At 63.2% G+C, this 16,892-nt stretch carries 11 protein-coding genes; 5 read left to right on the forward strand and 6 right to left on the reverse strand.

Features of this window, described 5'->3' with window-relative positions; translation table 11 throughout:
* Nucleotides 1–4: 4 nt before the first annotated feature.
* Nucleotides 5–2,692 carry a GNAT family N-acetyltransferase gene (locus tag SB659_RS07525; RefSeq protein WP_410550002.1) on the reverse strand — a complete coding sequence of 896 codons (2,688 nt, stop codon included), beginning with the start codon at nt 2,690–2,692 and terminating at the stop codon, nt 5–7.
* Between the two features lie 55 nt (nt 2,693–2,747).
* Here SB659_RS07525 and SB659_RS07530 point away from each other — a divergent pair, with 55 nt between their 5' ends.
* Nucleotides 2,748–5,261, forward strand: coding sequence for a DNA topoisomerase (ATP-hydrolyzing) subunit A (locus tag SB659_RS07530; protein WP_410550003.1), 2,514 nt, complete (start codon nt 2,748–2,750; stop codon nt 5,259–5,261).
* Nucleotides 5,262–5,373: 112 nt separating this feature from the next.
* Here the strand turns inward: SB659_RS07530 and SB659_RS07535 are convergent, their stop codons facing one another.
* On the reverse strand, nt 5,374–5,757 hold the full coding sequence (locus SB659_RS07535) for a VOC family protein (protein WP_284979586.1): 384 nt from the start codon (nt 5,755–5,757) through the stop codon (nt 5,374–5,376).
* A 141-nt stretch (nt 5,758–5,898) separates the two neighbouring features.
* Between SB659_RS07535 and SB659_RS07540 the strand changes: the two genes are divergently transcribed.
* Nucleotides 5,899–6,417 carry a DinB family protein gene (locus SB659_RS07540; RefSeq protein ID WP_284979585.1) on the forward strand — a complete coding sequence of 173 codons (519 nt, stop codon included), beginning with the start codon at nt 5,899–5,901 and terminating at the stop codon, nt 6,415–6,417.
* Between the two features lies 1 nt (nt 6,418).
* Here the strand turns inward: SB659_RS07540 and cydD are convergent, their stop codons facing one another.
* The 3 genes from cydD to SB659_RS07555 are packed head-to-tail and all read right to left on the reverse strand — an operon-like array spanning nt 6,419 to nt 12,603.
* Nucleotides 6,419–9,853 carry a thiol reductant ABC exporter subunit CydD gene (cydD, locus tag SB659_RS07545; RefSeq protein WP_410550004.1) on the reverse strand — a complete coding sequence of 1,145 codons (3,435 nt, stop codon included), beginning with the start codon at nt 9,851–9,853 and terminating at the stop codon, nt 6,419–6,421.
* A gap of 8 nt (nt 9,854–9,861) precedes the next feature.
* Nucleotides 9,862–10,974 (reverse strand): cytochrome d ubiquinol oxidase subunit II, encoded by a 1,113-nt coding sequence (gene cydB, locus SB659_RS07550; RefSeq protein ID WP_284979583.1) that lies wholly within the window; start codon nt 10,972–10,974, stop codon nt 9,862–9,864.
* Between the two features lie 18 nt (nt 10,975–10,992).
* Nucleotides 10,993–12,603, reverse strand: a complete 1,611-nt coding sequence (locus SB659_RS07555) for a cytochrome ubiquinol oxidase subunit I (RefSeq protein WP_410550005.1) — start codon at nt 12,601–12,603, stop codon at nt 10,993–10,995.
* 291 nt (nt 12,604–12,894) lie between these two features.
* Here SB659_RS07555 and SB659_RS07560 point away from each other — a divergent pair, with 291 nt between their 5' ends.
* The gene (locus tag SB659_RS07560) at nt 12,895–13,281 is read left to right on the forward strand and encodes a BlaI/MecI/CopY family transcriptional regulator (RefSeq protein WP_284976059.1); all 387 of its coding nucleotides are present in this window, start codon (nt 12,895–12,897) and stop codon (nt 13,279–13,281) included.
* Between the two features lie 5 nt (nt 13,282–13,286).
* Nucleotides 13,287–14,273 (forward strand): M56 family metallopeptidase, encoded by a 987-nt coding sequence (locus tag SB659_RS07565; protein ID WP_410550006.1) that lies wholly within the window; start codon nt 13,287–13,289, stop codon nt 14,271–14,273.
* 15 nt (nt 14,274–14,288) lie between these two features.
* Here the strand turns inward: SB659_RS07565 and SB659_RS07570 are convergent, their stop codons facing one another.
* A complete protein-coding gene (locus SB659_RS07570) occupies nt 14,289–16,397 on the reverse strand; it encodes a type IIA DNA topoisomerase subunit B (protein ID WP_410550007.1) in 2,109 nt (702 codons plus the stop codon).
* A gap of 270 nt (nt 16,398–16,667) precedes the next feature.
* Here SB659_RS07570 and SB659_RS07575 point away from each other — a divergent pair, with 270 nt between their 5' ends.
* Complete coding sequence (locus SB659_RS07575) at nt 16,668–16,889, forward strand: hypothetical protein (protein ID WP_284979577.1); 222 nt, start codon at nt 16,668–16,670, stop codon at nt 16,887–16,889.
* Nucleotides 16,890–16,892 lie beyond the last annotated feature (3 nt).

Here is a 16,892-nt window from a genome sequence, read left to right on the forward strand (position 1 = left end):
GCGGCTAGCCGCGCATGGCCCGGCGGGCACTGTCAGTCCGCTGCGCCGCGTTCCCGATCCAGACTTCCGCGCCAAGGATTGCCGCTCCTGACGAGCCGGCGAGGACCGGGTTGAACTCCACCAAGGCAATGCCCGGGTGGTCGTCCTTAAGCTTCGCCAGCCGAGCTGCAATGTCTTCCAAGGCTGCAACGTCCACGGCCGGCAAGCCTTGGTAGCCGAAAAGCTTCCGTGATGCCCGTGGAGAGCGGATCACATCATGCAAGTCCGCTGTGGAGAGGGGCGGAACCCGATGGGCCCAGTCATCCAGGAGGTTCACGGCATCCCCTGCCAGCCCAAACGAGACCACCGGTCCCAGCAGCGGGTCCTCCATGGCGCGGAGCGTGCAAGCCTGTCCCACTGGTGCCATTGCCTGCACTTCAAGGGATGGGGACCCATACGGTGCCAAAGCCCTGCGCATCTGGGCGACGTTTTGCCGCAGTGATTCTGCATCCTGGATATCAAGCCGGACGCCGCCAAGGTCAAGCCGGTGCCGAAGGGAAGGTTCCGTGGTTTTCAGGACCACGGGCCAGCCCATTTCCTCTGCTGCCACCACCGCTTCATCCGGGGTTGCGAAGCCCACAGACGGCAGGACATCGATGCCGTAGCCGGACAGCAACGTCGCGGCAGCACCGGCGTCGAGCTTCCTGAGCTCATCGCCTTCGAGGTCGGCCAGCATCGACGCCAGAAGCTCTCCGGTCCCGTCTACGTCGCACCCCTCCGGGTCAAGGAAGAGCCCTTGGTCGCGATCCCGCCACTGGGCATACCGGACGGTCGCAGCAAGCGCCGCAACAGCGGTCCCGGCGCTGGAATAACACGGCAGGTAGGTCCCTCCTTCGCCCCCGACCAAGCCTTCCACCTGGATCGAGGGATCAAGGATGCCCGTGAATGCGGCCACCACCGGTTTCCCGGCCCGGGAGGCGCACTCGGCAAGAACGCCGGCCAAGGCTTCAACAGTGAGGCCTCGGACGGGCAGGAGAGCTGCCACTACTGCGTGCACCGTCTCCTCTGCCAAAGTTTCCTGCAGGCGGGCCCGCAGTGCGGGCAGGGCAACGGACATGCCGGCTTCAAGGTCCACATCAGTGACAAAGCGCTTTACGTCCAGCCCGAGCGGACCGGCACTGTCGGCCACCACTTTCGCCAGGGCCGTGGAGTTGGAAAACACGGCCACGCCCGGACCGGTGGGCAAAGCCTGCGTGGAAACCACTTGCGCGATGTCCATCAGTTCTTCGATGGTGTCCACCCGGATAACCCCGGCTTGGCGCAACATGGCATCCAACGCAGCCGGTGGAGCCTGGGTGGTCCGGACGGCATGACCGGGCGGCAGGCTAAGGCCCGTGACGTCGGACTTGGCAACAATGACGGGCTTGTTCCGCGACAATCGCCGTGCCAACCGCGAGAATTTGCGTGGATTGCCGATTGATTCGAGGTACAAACCCACCGCAGAGGTATCGGCGTCGTCCTCCCAAAACTGCATGGCGTCGTTGCCCGAGATGTCGGCGCGGTTCCCGGCGGACAGCACCGAGGACAAACCCAGCCGGCGCCGACTTGCGGCAGCATAGACGGACACACCCACGGCCGCGGACTGGCTGAAGAGGCCCAGGCTGCCGCGCCGGGGCATGGCAGGGGCCATGGATGCATTGAGGGAAGTTGCCGGGTGTGTATTGACGATCCCCAGCGATTCGGGGCCGATGACCCGCATCCCGTTAGCCCTGGCGCGCCGAACCAAGTCGTGTTGACGCGCAAGGCCGCGTTCGCCGTCGTCGGCAAATCCCGCCGTCGCGACCACAATTCCCTTGAGTCCGGCGCCGATGCAGTCCTCCACCACTTTGGGAACCTCACCGTAGGGAACAGCGATGATGGCCAACTGGACCGGCCCGGGTATGTCCGAGAGTTTGGCGAACGAGATCATGCCCGCCAGTTCAAAGGCCTCCGGATTGACGGCGTACACCGGGCCTTTGAACCCGCCCTCGATGATGTGTTCGAGCAGTTGGTGGCCGATGCTTCCCCATTTACGGCTGGCACCGATCACAGCCACCGACGACGGCGACAACAGGTCGCGGACGCTGCGAGCCTCCGCACGGTGTTCCCGGGATTCCATGACCGCACGGGATTTCTCCGTGGGGTCGATGTTGAACTCGACTGAGACCACGCCGTCGTCGAATTGCCGTTTGAGGTCATAGCCGGCATCGGCAAAGACCATGAGCATCTTCCTGTTGTCCGGCAGCACTTCGGCCGTGAAGCGGCGGATCCCGTTTTCACGGGCGGCCACAGCCAAATGCTCCAACAGGATGGAGCCAATTCCGCGGCCTTGGTGGGCGTCTGAAATGTTGAAGGCGACTTCAGCCTCCAGCGGGTCATCGAGCCGGTCATAGCGGCCGATCCCGATAATCTCGCCCCCGATGGTGATAACGAAAGCCACCCGGCTGACGTGGTCCACTTCAGTGAACCGCCGCACTTCCTTGCCCGAGAGCTTGGGCTTGAAAGAGAAGAACCGCATATAGATGGAAGCTTGGGACTGGGCCGCGTGGAACGCCTGCAAAGCATCGGCATCCTGGGGCCTGATAGGGCGGAGGTGGGCGGTCCCGCCGTCGCGCAGGACGACATCGGCCTCCCAATATTCCGGATAAATGCCGACGCCGGGCTGATCCACCATAGGCTTAGCCTAGCTAAAACATCCGCAGTACAACTTTCAAGGATTCACCGACCCCATGGCCCGCAGCCAAACTTCCGCACGCAAGGGCGAGCCCCTCGGCGACTTCACCGAAAACATCGTTGATATCGACGTCACTTCCGAGATGGAAGGCTCCTTCCTGGAGTACGCCTACTCGGTCATCTATTCGCGCGCCCTCCCGGACGCACGCGACGGCCTCAAGCCCGTCCAGCGGCGCATCCTGTACATGATGGCCGACATGGGACTGCGCCCGGACCGTGGACACGTCAAGAGCGCGCGCGTGGTGGGTGAGGTCATGGGTAAGCTCCATCCCCACGGTGACGCTGCCATTTACGACGCCATGGTGCGCATGGCCCAGAACTTCTCGCTGCGGTTGCCGTTGATTGATGGCCACGGCAACTTCGGCTCGCTCGACGACGGCCCGGCCGCCCCGCGCTACACGGAAGCACGACTCGCCGCCGCCGCGTTGACCATGACGGACCACCTGGATGAAGACGTGGTGGACTTCGTTCCTAACTACGACAACCAGCTGACCCAGCCGGAGGTCCTCCCCGCAGCGTTCCCCAACCTGTTGGTCAACGGAACCACCGGAATCGCCGTGGGCATGGCAACCAACATGGCTCCGCACAACCTGGTGGAGGTCATCGCCGCGGCACGCCACCTCATTGCGAAGCCGGACGCCACGCTGGACGAGATCATGCGATTTATCCCCGGCCCGGACCTGCCAACGGGTGGCCGTATTGTGGGCCTTGACGGAATCCGCGATGCCTACGCCACCGGCCGGGGCTCGTTCAAAACCAGGGCAAAAGTCGAGGTGGAACAGCTTTCGGCGCGGCGGACCGGCTTGGTGGTTACCGAACTTCCCTACATGGTGGGGCCGGAAAAAGTCATTGAGAAAATCAAGGACGCCGTCAACGCCAAGAAGCTGACAGGCATCAGCGACGTCGTGGACCTGACGGACCGTAACCACGGCCTGCGGCTCGTTATCGAGTTGAAGAACGGCTTCAATCCGAACGCCGTGCTGCAGCAGCTGTACCGCTACTCCCCCATGGAAGATTCCTTCGGCATCAACAACGTCACTCTTGTTGACGGCCAGCCGCAGACTCTCGGGCTGCTGCAGTTGCTGCAGGTCTATGTGGAACATCGCCTGAATGTGGTGCGGCGCCGCACCTCGTTCCGCCTGGGCAAAAAGAAGGACCGCCTCCACTTGGTGGAGGGCCTCCTGATCGCAATCGTGGACATCGATGAAGTTATCCAGATCATCCGTTCGTCCGACGAAGCCTCGGCTGCACGGGAACGGCTTATGTCCATCTACGATCTCACCGAGATCCAGGCCAACTACATCTTGGAACTGCGGCTCCGGCAGTTGACCAAGTACTCCCGCCTTGAGTTGGAGAAAGAGCAGGACGAGCTCCGCCGCGAAATCGAAGCCCTTGAGGCCATCCTTGCCTCTGACGAGCTGCTCCGCGACGTGGTGTCCGGCGAACTCGCCACCGTCGCCGAAAAGTACGGCACGCCCCGGCGCACGGTGCTGCTGGAATCAGAGGCGGTCTCCCCCACGGTGGCTGCAGCCCTCGCCGCTGCTGCGCCTGGTCCCAAGGGCAAAGGTGCGGCGCTGCCCCTGGAAATCCCGGACGACCCCTGCTGGGCGTTGCTGAGCGTTTCGGGCCAGATCGCCAGGACATCCAACCAGGAGCCGCTCGCTGAATCCGGTCCCCGGACAAAGCATGATGTCTTCCGGTCTGTGGTCAAGACCACGGCCCGTGGAGAAATCGGCGCGGTCACCTCCCAAGGCCGCATGTTGCGGTTGCAGGTCATGGACATGCCCGTCCTGCCGCCGGTCTCCGGCCTTCCGAACCTGGCCGGCGGCGTCCCGGCGAAGGACTTCATCACGTTGCTCAAGGGTGAGTCGCTGGTGGCCTTTGTCCCATTGGATGTGGTTCTGGCCATAGGCACTGTTCAGGGCGTGGTCAAACGCGTCCAGCCCGAGTATCCGTTGAACCGCGAAGACTGGGACATCATCGCCTTGAAGGACAAGGATTCAGTCCTCGCCGTGGAACCGGCCCAAGAGGACGACGTCGACCTCGTGTTCGTGACCAAACAGGCACAATTGCTGCGGTTCAGTGCCTCCAACGTCCGCCCGCAGGGACGGACAGCAGGCGGAATGGCTGGCATCAAGCTTGCCGCGGGCGACGAAGTCATCCACTTCGGTGCCGTCCGTGCCGATGATGCCGCGGCCGTCGTCGTTACCATCGCCGGGACTTCAGGCGCCCTGCCGGGCACGGCACCGGGAACCGCCAAGGTAACTGCCTTTGAGGAGTATCCCGTCAAGGGACGGGCCACCGGGGGCGTGCGCGTGCACCGGTTCCTCAAAGGCGAGGACACTTTGCTTCTTGCGTGGGCAGGACATGGCCCGGCGAAGGCATCGTCCGCAGCGGGGGTGGCAAGGTCGCTGCCGCAGGAGCACGGACGCCGTGACGGCTCGGGTGTTCCGTTATCGCAACCAGTCGAGGCTGTGGGCCCAAGCATGGCCTGGGCGCAGGAGGACTAGCCGCTAACGGCATCTTGCCGAAGGGCCGCATTGTTGGCGAAAGGCAGTAAGGCCAAGCTGGACGCCTGGCCTGGCTGCCCTTCCTTCCTGCTGTGCTTCCTCCAGTGCTTCCTTATGGGGTTTGGTTGAGGCTCAGGATGTTGCCCTCACTGTCCAGGAACCACGCAGCAGCGCTTCCGTCCGGCATCCTTGCCACGCTGTTCTCGGTCTTCAGCCCGGGGAAGTCGTAGTCCTCAAAGACCACTCCCTTCTCCCGCAACTCCGCAACAGCGGCATCAACGTCGCTGACCATCCAGCCCATTTGTGTGTTCTTTGCCGTACCAGCGTTCGACGTCTGGTAGATGAAGAATCCGGTTTCGTCGCCGCACTTGTACATGAGGTTGTCCTCGGCGTCCGGGTTCTCCGGTTCCAGCCCGAGCTTCTCGCTGTAAAACGCGCGTGCCCGGCCGATGTCCTGTGCCGGTAGAACGGCACCAACTTGCAGATCTTTGAGCATATCTTTCTCTTTCCGGCTCTCCTCCCGGGACGAACTTTACTCTCGGAGAGGTTCGGAAGTAACAGGGGTCAGGTACCTGTTTCCGGCCCGGCAGCCCGCGTCTGGCAGGGCATGTGAACGGGATCAGCTTAGACTGGCGGCATGCCGATCATCCCTGATGAAAAAGATTGGACGTGGGTGCTCTCCGAGCCCTGCCCCGACTGTGGTTTTGATCCCTCCACCGTCACTCCCTCGGTAGTCCCGGGCGTAGTACTGAACATGCTGCCCAGATGGCGCGCGGTCCTGCGCCGGGGAGAAGCATCGGAGCGCCCAAACGACCATACGTGGTCCAATCTGGAGTACGCGTGCCATGTGCGCGACGTCTTTAGCCTCTTCGACCAGCGGCTTAACCTCATGCTGACCGAGGACGACGCAAGGTTCGGGAATTGGGATCAGGACCAGGCCGCGGTGGACGGCGACTACGGGTCCTCGGACCCGCAGACCGTTGCCGACGAGCTTCAGGCAGAAGGCGAGCAGATCGCAGAGTCCTTTGCCCGGGTAGTGGAGGACGACTGGCAGCGCACAGGGATCCGCAGCAACGGATCAGAGTTCACGGTGCTGACGTTTTCGCGGTATTTCCTGCACGACGTCGTCCATCACCTCCACGACGTGGATGGCTGATCTACGCCTCGGTAGCGAACAGCTCTCCTGTCACTATGGCCGCTGCTCTTCCGGACAACTCGAGCCGCACGTCAGATGGGTCGATGTCCTCCGGATTGTGGGTCACGAGCACTACGGTGACATCCCGAAGTCCGGCCCTCAGGCTCGCCATCATCTCCCGAGCCGAGGCCGAATCCAGATGGGCAGTTGGCTCGTCCAGCAAGAGCACCGATGCACCTGTCAAGAGCGTCCGTGCCATGGCTAGGCGCTGCCTCTCGCCGCCACTGAGGAAAGTGCCGCCCGGGCCAATCCGAGCGTCCAAGCCCCCAGGCAAAGCCTGCACCAGACTGTGAAGTCCGACGTCGGCCAGCGCCTTCTGCATCTCGGCCTCGCTGGGCTTCGCTCCCGCAGGCCGGCTCAGGAGCAGGTTTCCCCGAATGGTGGAGTCGAAGAGGTGAGCCTCTTGGGGGCACCAAGCGGCGACGCCCGTCACACGCGCCACGCCTTCAGTCAGTGGCAGGAATCCGAGCAGCACGGATAAGAGCGTTGACTTCCCCGCACCCGAGGGTCCCGTGACAACTAGCCAACGCCCAGGGCCAGCTTCAGCCGTAAGCCCGGAAAACACGGTCGGACCACCGGGCCATGCTGCCGCCGCGCCAACGAGTTCAAGGCCAGGTTGAGCAGGCCCACCCGCGGCCTTGCCGGGACGGTCGGGCAGGTAACGGACACCGGCGTCGAGCATCTTCCCGGCCTGTTTCGTGTCGCCGTCGGCGGTGGCGTCCAAGGCGCCCGAAGTTCCAACCCGGCCCAGGACCGCCCTCAACGCCGGGGCCAGACGGGCTGCGGAAGCAACCCCGCTGAAGGGTTCCACCAGAGCCAGCAGCACCAGGACAACCACGGCCGTGAGTTCCGGAGGCAGGCCGCCATGTAGAGGCTGTGCACAAAGGACTCCGGCCCACAAAGCACCAAGCGAGCAGCCGAGCACAATCAAGCCCTGGCCCAGTCCTTCCGCCCAAGCGGAGCGCTGGGCGGAAGCCGTGGCCTCGCGGTCCTTGGCGCGCAGGGCGGAGAGGACGGGTTCACTCACCCGGTTGGCGCTGAGATCCTCGCGGGCATTTAGCGCCACCGCGACTCCCCGGAGGACCACCGCGCGGACCTTCTGCTCAGATGTGGTGGCGTTCCGGTCGGCCAGGACGGCTCCGATCGGTGCGAGTACCAGCCCCATCACAGTGGCAAGCATCGTGGCGGGCAGCGCCGGCGGCGCGATGATGGCGGTCGCGCAGATAGCCGCCGCGCCCACTCCCACCGCAGTGACCGGAGGCAGGACCACTCGTGGCAGGAGGTCGCGGAGGGTGTCCACGTCATCCACGATTGAACCAAGTACATTGCCGCCCTGCAGGAGTCTCCGCAGGGACAGGGCACGGCGGCTCAGGGTTGCCCACAGGGCACCGCGGAGTCGCGTCATGGCCGCGAAGACGGCGTCATGGGTGAGGAGCCGCTCGGAGTAACGCAAAACGGCACGTCCGAGGCCGAAGAACCGCACTCCCACGATCGCGCCCAACAGGTAAAGAATGGGCGGTTGCTGGCTGGCCCTGATGATCAGCCAACCGGACAAGCCGGACAGGGCCACAGCAAACAGAGCCGCCAGGATAGCCAGGGCGCCTGCGGCCAGGAACTTTCCGCGAACCGGTGCAAGGACCCTCAACAAGCCTCTGATACTCGCTTGCGTCGACGCGCTGGCGCCTTCAGGAACCTCGTCCGTGTCCGCCTGCCCGTACGCTGCAGCCGCCTCGGTGGCCCTGACGGGATCCAACTCCGCGAGATACGGCACGGCAGGCGCCCGGACTGTGCCGCCAGCCCCCGGCAAGCGGGGCCGGCCCACGGACACGACGTGGTCTGCGAGCGCCCTGGTCTGCGCGTCATGGGCAACCAAGAGAATGGTTGTGGTGCCGCGCAGCGATTCAATGGCGTTGCGAACCGCGCCGGCGGCAGAGAGGTCCAGGTGGGCGGTCGGCTCGTCGAGCAAGAGGATTTTCGCTCCGGCCTCGAGTCTGGCAAGTCCTCGGGCAAGCGCCACCCGGCGCAGCTCGCCGGGGCTCAGTTCGGCGGGTACTTTGCTTGCGAGGTGGCTTGCCGAGGCCAAACGAAGTACGCGGGCAACGGCCTCAGCGGTGTCGAGTTCGGTCTCCCCCAGATAGAGCCCTATTTCTTCCCGCACGGTGTCCGAGGCCATGACCGGGTGCTGCGGTACCCATGCGACGGATTCCGGGTGGACTCCTGTGACGGTCCCGGTGACGCTTGTACCCTGCCCGGACCCAATGAGTCCCGCCAGGACGCGCAGGATGGTACTTTTCCCGGCGCCGCTCTCGCCGTCGAGCGCTGTTATGGCACCTCGGGGGGCGGTGAAGGTCAGCGGCCCGACGGCGGCCTGGCTCATGCCGGCGTAGGTGACCGACAGCCCTGTCACTACGACGTCGGCGAGCGGCGCACCGTTCTCGGCAGCGGTCACGGGGTGCTGGCTGGGAGCGTTGAGTACAGCGTTGGTTGTTTCCAGCGCTGCACGCCCGTCATCACTGGCGTGGTGGGCGGTGCCCAACTCCCGGAGGGGAAGGTAGCACTCGGGAGCGAGGATCAACGCCAGCAGGCCCGCCTCGAGCGGCATATCGCCCGACACGAGCCGCACACCGATGAACACGGCAACCACGGCCACCGAGATGGTTGCTATGAGCTCGAGAACCAGCGCCGAAAGGAAAGCCGTGCGGAGCGTACCCATGGTTCGCCGACGGTACTCCTCAGAGATTTCTTCCAGCGCTGCACGCTGTTCGCTGGCCCGGCCGAGGCCCACCAGGACGGGCAGTCCCTTGGCAAGTTCCAGGATGTGCCCGGACAGTTTGCGGAGGGTGGTCTGGGCAGCACGAACGGTGTCCTCTGTGTGGCGGCCAATCAGCACCATGAAGAGTGGCACCAGTGGCACCGTCAGGACGATCACCACGGCACTGACCCAGTCCGCGAAGAGTATCCGCGCCCCGATCAGCAACGGCACGGTGGCGCAGTTGATGAGTGCGGGAAGGTATTGGGTGTAGTAGTCGTCCAGCGCGTCCAGGCCTCGCGTGGCAAGGACCGCAAGGCCGCCGTCGTTCATTGGCTTTTCCGGCCCTGCGATGTCCCCGGCAAGCGAGCGCTTGAGCAAGCTCGCCCGAATTTCCTCTTTGACGCCCAAGGCGGCGCGGCGGGAGGCAACTCCTTGGCCCCAGACCGTCAGGGAGCGAAGGACGGCCCCGACGGCGCCCCAGAAAAGCCCGGTGTTCGCGTCGGCGGTTCCGGACGCGAGGTGGGCGAGCAAGCCGGCCGCCGCTTGGGCAATGAGTACGAGCGAAAGTGCCTTCAGGGCCGAGAGCAGGCCGATCCAGTAAAGGGCGGAGCGGGTGGTGGGGCCTGAGGGAAAGGCGGGCTTCATCGGGGTCACTAGGCCAGAGGCCGGTGATCGCCGGGCCGAGCTGCGTCGTCGGGAGCTGCACTGCCGGGAGCCGCTTTGGTCGAGACCAGCACCTTGGCGGCGATTGCGGGCAGAAATCCGTGCGCTTCAGGGATATGTGCTGCACTGACACGCCGCCTGAAGACCCAATAGGTCCATGCTTGGTACGCAATCACCAGCGGCAATCCGATGGCTGCGACGATGCTCATCAGGCCGAGGGTGTAGTTCGAGGACGAGGCGTTGGAGATGGTCAGGTTGAACGCGGGATCAATGGTGGACGGAACGACCACCGGGAACGCTGCTCCGAAAATTGAAGCCGTAGCGCAGACGAGGAACCCGCCAAGGGCGCTGAAAGCCCGCCCCTCCGACCCTGTGCGGGCCATACGCCAAGCCAACACCGCCGCCACCACACCTGCTGAAGCGATCACCCATGTCCAGGGTTTGCCCGCAAGGACCTGCAGGGCCACCATCCAACCGATCATCGGCAGTACGGCCACCGGAAGCAGCCGCACAAACCAGCGCCGGGCCCGGTGCCGCACCTCGCCGTCGGTCTTCAACGCGAGGAATGCCAGCGCATGGACCAGGGCGAACGCCACGACGCCGAAGCCCCCCAGGAGTGCGTAACCGCTGAACCAGGACATGGGTCCGCCCGTGCGGTCGCCGTTGGCGTTCAGGGGCAGGCCAGTGGTGGTGAGCGCCAAAGCTGCGCCGACGCCAAAGGCAGCGAGGAAGGATCCGACGGCGATCGCCCAGTCCCAGCCCCGGCGCCACTTCTCGGAATCCACTTTGCCGCGGTATTCGAAGGCGACGGCGCGGAAGATCAGGGCCACCAGGACAGCGAGCAAAGGCAGGTACAGCGCAGAGAACAGCGAGGCGTACCAGAGCGGGAAGGCTGCAAACGTGGCCCCTGCTGCCGTCAGTAGCCACACCTCGTTCCCGTCCCAGACAGGCCCGATGGTATTGAGCAACACGCGGCGTTCAGTGTTGGTGCGGGCAAACAGCTTCATCAGCATGCCGACCCCGAGGTCAAAACCCTCAAGGAAGAGGTAGCCGGTCCAGAGCACAGCGATCGCGATGAACCAGATGGTTGGCAACAGTTCCATTGTCAGTCTCCCTGCTTCCTAGTAGGCGAAGGCCAGAACGTCGTCCGGGGTCCCGCGGTGACCGCCGTCGTCGTCGTTGTCTTTTGCGTCACTGTCTTTTGCGTCGCTGTCTTTTGTGTGCCTGCCCAGTTCCGGCATGGCAGAGGCCACGCCGCCGCGGACGTACTTGACCAGCAGCTTCACCTCCACCACGAGCAGGACCGCGTAAATCGCGGACAACACGATGAGGGACGTCAGGAGCTCTCCCGCACTGACTCCAGGCGAGACGGCGGCGGCCGTAAACATGAAGACCTGATCGATCCCGTTCATGTCCGGGTTCGGGGCAACCACGAACGGCTGGCGCCCCATCTCGGTGAAGATCCATCCGGCTGCGTTGGCACCGAACGGTGCGAGGATCCCTAGCACTGCGAGTCGCATCAGCCATGTGGACTGCGGCACGATGCCTTTGCGGGTCGCCCACAAGGCCACCAGCGCGGCGAGTGCCGCCAGTCCACCAAAGCCAATCATCATCCGGAAGCCCCAGTAGGTAACCTGCATGACGGGAACGTACTGGATTTCCTGACCGGCGCGGTCACCGTAGAGCGGGTTGTTCGGCACATGGGTGCCGTACTTTGCTTGGTACTCGCCGAGGAGGCTGTTCACTCCCTTGACTTCGGTGGAGAAGTCGCCTTTTGCAAGGAAGGACAGGATTCCCGGTACTTCGATGACGGCCTTGATGTCGTCACAGTTGGTGGAACCCAGGTTGCCCACACTGAGGACGGAAAAGCCGGTGCCGTCATGGCACGCAGCCTCGGCAGCTGCCATCTTCATGGGCTGCTGCACGAACATGAGTTTGCCTTGGAGGTCACCGGTGACAGCGGTTCCTGCGAAGGAGATCATGGCAACCACGGCCCCGATCCGCAAGGACCTCAGCCATACGGAGTAATCGCCTTTGTCGCGCCCGGGGATGGTTGCTTCGCCGACAACCAATGTGCCGTCCGAGCCCACAACATCGATGCCGTCCTTCCTGCGGCGCCACAGGTGGTACCAAGAAATGCCCAGCAGGAAGGCTCCCGCGACGCCAAGAGCGCCCAGAAGGGTGTGCGGAACGGCCACCAGGGCGGTGTTGTTGGTGAAGACGGCCCACGCGTCAGTCATCACCGGCCGGCCATTAATCATGGTGACACCGACGGGGTGCTGCATCCAGGAGTTCGCCACGATGATGAAGTAGGCGGAGAAAACCGAGCCGATGACGGCGATCCACAGGCAAGCGAGGTGGACACCGCGCTTCAGTTGCTTCCAACCGAAGATCCAGAGCCCCAGGAACGTTGATTCGACGAAGAAGGCCAGCAATGCTTCCAAGGCCAGCGGCGCACCGAAAACGTCTCCCACGAAGCGGCTGTACTGGCTCCATGCCATGCCGAACTGAAATTCCTGCACGATGCCTGTGGCCACACCCATGATGAAGTTAATGAGGAACAGCTTCCCCCAGAACTTGGTCATACGGAGATATTCGGGTTTCCCGGTGCGGAACCACAGTGTCTGGATGACGGCTACCACCAGGCCCAGGCCGATAGTGAGCGGCACCATCATGAAGTGGTACACGGTGGTGATGCCGAATTGCCAGCGTGCGATTTCCAAGGCGTCCATGGCTGTCCTTTGTGCGGTGGACCGAAGTGGAGACTGACTTCTACGTACCGTAGAAAACTCTGTCTTCTACACAGTGTAGAACAAACGCTGCCCGCCCACGCCGCTTCTTCAAGTGAAGTCACACACGCGCCCCAGCGCAGTACGACTCGCTCCGGGTGTCGACGCACTAATAGTTCTACTTGGCGTAGAATGAGAAGTTGAAAAGCAGTAAATTAGTGATGGAATGTTGGATCATCGCTCCCGTCGGCACTCTTGCATGGGAACCGGGATGCGGAAGGTAGGGAAGTTTTGATGGCAAGTCTTGGGGAACTCGAGCGAGCAGTGATGGATTTGCTCTGGGCAGGCCAGCAAGCAGCAACTGCCAACACGTTGCGTGACCTTTTGGCACAGGATTCTGCTGCCTCGGACGGCACAGCCGGACACCAAGGTAAGGACCTGGCAGTTACCACGGTCCTCACGGTGCTTTCGCGCCTGGAGAAGAAGGGCCTCGTGGAGCGTGAGCGCGGAACGCGCCCCCACCGTTACCAAGCGGTCTCCAGCCGTGCCGACCACACCGCCGAACTCATGCACGAGGTCCTTGGCTCGGCCCCGGACCGCGAAGCAGTGCTGGCACGCTTCATTGGTTCCGTCACAGAGAGTGAAGCCGCTACCCTGCGCAAACTGCTCGGCTACAATTAGCCACTATGTTCTGGACCTCATACCTGCTTGCGGTCCTTGCACTGATTTTGGCGTGGCCGGTACCGGTACTCCTCTCGCGCGCACAATGGCCGGCACGCTCACCATTCACGGCCATGGTTCTCTGGCAGGCCATCGCCCTTGCCGGTGGCCTCTCGATGATCGGGGCCATGCTCGTTTACGGGCTCGAGCCCATCGGCGATAACCTCATTGCCGGGCTTAAGCGCTTGGCCGGAATGGTCTTCAACAACGAACCCACCACGGCGCTGGGCTTCTGGCACGTTTTCGCCTTGTCCGCGGCTGCCCTGCTGACCGCCCACTTGGTGTTCACGTTGTTGCTGACCTACTACAAAATTGAGCGCCAGCGCCGCCGCCACCGCGAATTGCTGGCCCTTTTGGCGTCCCCGTCCGACGACGGTCCCCGCACCGTGGTCATCAACCACGACTCCCCTGTGGCCTACTGCCTGCCCGGTGGCGCCCGCTCCGTGACCGTATTATCCGATGGCCTGATGGCCGCATTGGAACCCGCCGAACTCCGGGCGGTACTCATCCACGAAAACGCCCACCTCTCACAACGGCATGATCTGCTGCTGTGGGCTTTTGCGGCCTGGCGGCAAGCCCTGCCTTGGTTCCCCACTACACGGCTCGCCCAAACAGCGGTGAACTCCCTGATCGAAATGCTGGCCGACGACGTCGCACTCCGCTCCGAAAGTACAGGGACGCTCATCAAGGCGATCGCCATCGTGGCCAGCGGCACATCGAAGCCGGCGATAGGGGCCGGCGCCCTGAGCGAGGGCGGCGTCGTCGTCGAAGGCAACCAAGTGAGCGCCATGGGCGGCGCTGACTCCCCGCGCACGACGGCGTCCCGCGTCAGCCGGTTACTCTCACCACAGCCGGAACTGACCCGCGGCGCCCGCGCTACAGTACTGGCGGCGTCGGCCATGCTGCTGGCCGTTCCCACCGCGCTGCTGATCGTGCCGGGACTTTTCGGCTAGGCGCGGCGTTCCCCGTTACGCGTCAATGCGCTCCCTGTCCAAGGTGGCGGCACCGGCGATGATGAACTCCTTGCGCGGCGCAACGTCCGAGCCCATGAGGAGATCAAAGACTTCCTCTGCACGCTGGGCGCTGTCGATGCCCACTTTACGCAGTGTCCTGTGCCGCGGGTCCATGGTTGTTTCGGCCAGCTGCTGTGCATCCATTTCCCCCAGGCCCTTGTAGCGCTGGATGGGCTCTTTGTAGCGCTTACCCTCCTTGGCGAGGTTGGCCAGCAGGACGTGAAGTTCAACTTCCGAGTACGTGTAGACCATCTCGTTGGCCTTCTGCCCGGGATTGATGACTTCCACCCGGTGCAAGGGGGGCACAGCCGCAAAGACGCGCCCTTGCTCAACCATGGGCCTCATGTAGCGGAAGAAGAGGGTCAGCAGCAGCGTCCGGATGTGGGCACCATCGACGTCGGCGTCCGTCATGAGAATGACCTTGCCGTAGCGGGCTGCTTCAATATCGAAACTGCGCCCGGAGCCTGCCCCCACCACCTGGATCAGGGCGGCGCACTCGGCGTTGGAAAGCATGTCTCCCACCGATGCCTTTTGAACGTTGAGGATCTTGCCGCGGATTGGCAACAACGCCTGGAAGTCGGAGGAGCGGGCCAGTTTCGCGGTACCCAGCGCAGAGTCGCCCTCCACGATGAAAAGCTCCGAACGGGCAACGTCATCCGTGCGGCAATCCGCGAGCTTAGTGGGCATGGAGGACGTCTCAAGGGCGTTCTTCCGGCGCTGGGTTTCTTTGTGGACGCGAGCCGAGATGCGGGATTTCATCTCGCTGACGATCTTCTCGAGCAGCAGAGCGGATTGCGCCTTGTCATTGCGGTTGGCCGAGTTGAGCCTGTCGGTGATTTCCTTCTCCACCACCTTGGCCACTATGGCCCGCACCGCTGATGTACCCAGGATCTCCTTGGTTTGTCCCTCGAACTGCGGTTCCGCAAGCCGGACCGTCAGAACTGCCGTAAGACCGGCCAGGACATCGTCCTTCTCGATCTTGTCGTTGCCCGCTTTGAGCTTCCGCGCGTTCGTTTCAACAGCTTTACGGAAGGTCTTGAGCAATGCTGCTTCGAAGCCCGCCTGGTGGGTACCACCCTTGGGCGTAGCGATAATGTTGACGAAACTACGCATGGTGGTCTCATAGCCAATGCCCCACCGCAGGGCGATGTCCACTTCGCAGTCGCGGTCCACTTCGGCTATTTTGCTGTGACCGTTTTCGTCCAGGACGGGAACGGTTTCCTTGAACTTTCCGGAGCCGTGCAAACGCCACACATCGGTTACTCCGGAATCAGCGGCCAGGAACTCAACGAACTCCGAGATGCCGCCGTCGTGGTGGAACACTTCCTCGTGGACGCCGTTCTCGCCTGGGGTACCGGCAAGCTTGCGCTCATCACGGACCGTGATCCTCAGGCCGGGTACCAGGAAGGACGTCTGCCGAGCGCGCGCGGCCAGATCGTCATAGGAGAACTTTGCGTCCGGTGTAAAGATCTGCCGATCCGCCCAGTAGCGGACGCGGGTCCCTGTGACTCCCCGTTTTGCCTTACCCACCACGTCCAGCACTGAGTTCTCCACGAACGGCTCAAATGGTGCAGCCGGACCTGGTTTGGCTCCGGAGTCAAGGAACCGGCCCGGCTCTCCACGGCGGAAGGACATCTGATAGGTCTTGCTCCCCCGGTCCACCTGCACATCCAGGCGGCTGGAGAGCGCATTGACCACGGAAGCTCCCACGCCGTGCAGGCCACCGGAGGCAGTGTAGGAACCACCACCGAACTTACCGCCGGCGTGCAGTTTGGTGAACACAACTTCAACGCCGGACAAGCCCGTTTTCGGTTCGATGTCCACGGGAATGCCACGGCCGTCGTCGTGTACTTCCACGGAGTTGTCCGCGTGCAAAATGACCTTGATGTCATGGCCGAAACCGGCCAGGGCCTCATCAACGGCGTTGTCGATGATCTCCCACAGGCAATGCATCAGGCCACGGGAGTCGGTGGATCCGATATACATACCCGGGCGCTTGCGGACAGCTTCGAGGCCCTCAAGGACGGAAAGATGCCGGGCGTTGTATTCAGAATTCGGTGCCACTCGCAGTGTGCTCCTTCAGGTGTAGCTCAAACGTACTTGTCGGGCGCATCTGCGCGGGTAGTCACCGCGACACTGTGAAACCGCATAACACTGCCCCTACTAGGCTAGCCGCCGCTCGGTTCCGGTACGCGCAGCCACTCCCTATAGCCATCCGATGCGCCGTTACGTTACTCACATGTGATACGCGGACAGCGAAAGTCACCCATCCTTGCCATGGTTCTGCATCGAATACTGGTTATATGGATATACAGAACTACTAAGGAGGCCGACATGACAACAGCAGTTGCAGCCCGCACGCTCAACGCCGCTGACCGGTGCGATCGTTGCGGAGCCCAAGCATATGTCCGCGCTGTACTCGAGACCTCCGGCGGTGAACTGCTCTTCTGCGGCCACCACGCACGTGCAGTCGAGGCTACGCTTCGTCCCCTGACCTCGGACTGGCACGATGAAACCGAACGCCTCAACGAGAAGGCCCCTGTTCCGGTCGACTGACCA

The organism is Arthrobacter sp. SIMBA_036, from assembly GCF_046535135.1.
GTDB lineage: Bacteria > Actinomycetota > Actinomycetes > Actinomycetales > Micrococcaceae > Arthrobacter.

Bases quoted from the DNA above. Each gene is read 5' to 3' on its own strand.
- SB659_RS07525 (WP_410550002.1), bottom strand. From the start codon at position 2,692: ATGGTGGATCAGCCCGGCGTCGGCATTTATCCGGAATATTGGGAGGCC.
- SB659_RS07530 (WP_410550003.1), top strand. From the start codon at position 2,748: ATGGCCCGCAGCCAAACTTCCGCACGCAAGGGCGAGCCCCTCGGCGAC.
- SB659_RS07535 (WP_284979586.1), bottom strand. From the start codon at position 5,757: ATGCTCAAAGATCTGCAAGTTGGTGCCGTTCTACCGGCACAGGACATC.
- SB659_RS07540 (WP_284979585.1), top strand. From the start codon at position 5,899: ATGCCGATCATCCCTGATGAAAAAGATTGGACGTGGGTGCTCTCCGAG.
- cydD (WP_410550004.1), bottom strand. From the start codon at position 9,853: ATGAAGCCCGCCTTTCCCTCAGGCCCCACCACCCGCTCCGCCCTTTAC.
- cydB (WP_284979583.1), bottom strand. From the start codon at position 10,974: ATGGAACTGTTGCCAACCATCTGGTTCATCGCGATCGCTGTGCTCTGG.
- SB659_RS07555 (WP_410550005.1), bottom strand. From the start codon at position 12,603: ATGGACGCCTTGGAAATCGCACGCTGGCAATTCGGCATCACCACCGTG.
- SB659_RS07560 (WP_284976059.1), top strand. From the start codon at position 12,895: ATGGCAAGTCTTGGGGAACTCGAGCGAGCAGTGATGGATTTGCTCTGG.
- SB659_RS07565 (WP_410550006.1), top strand. From the start codon at position 13,287: ATGTTCTGGACCTCATACCTGCTTGCGGTCCTTGCACTGATTTTGGCG.
- SB659_RS07575 (WP_284979577.1), top strand. From the start codon at position 16,668: ATGACAACAGCAGTTGCAGCCCGCACGCTCAACGCCGCTGACCGGTGC.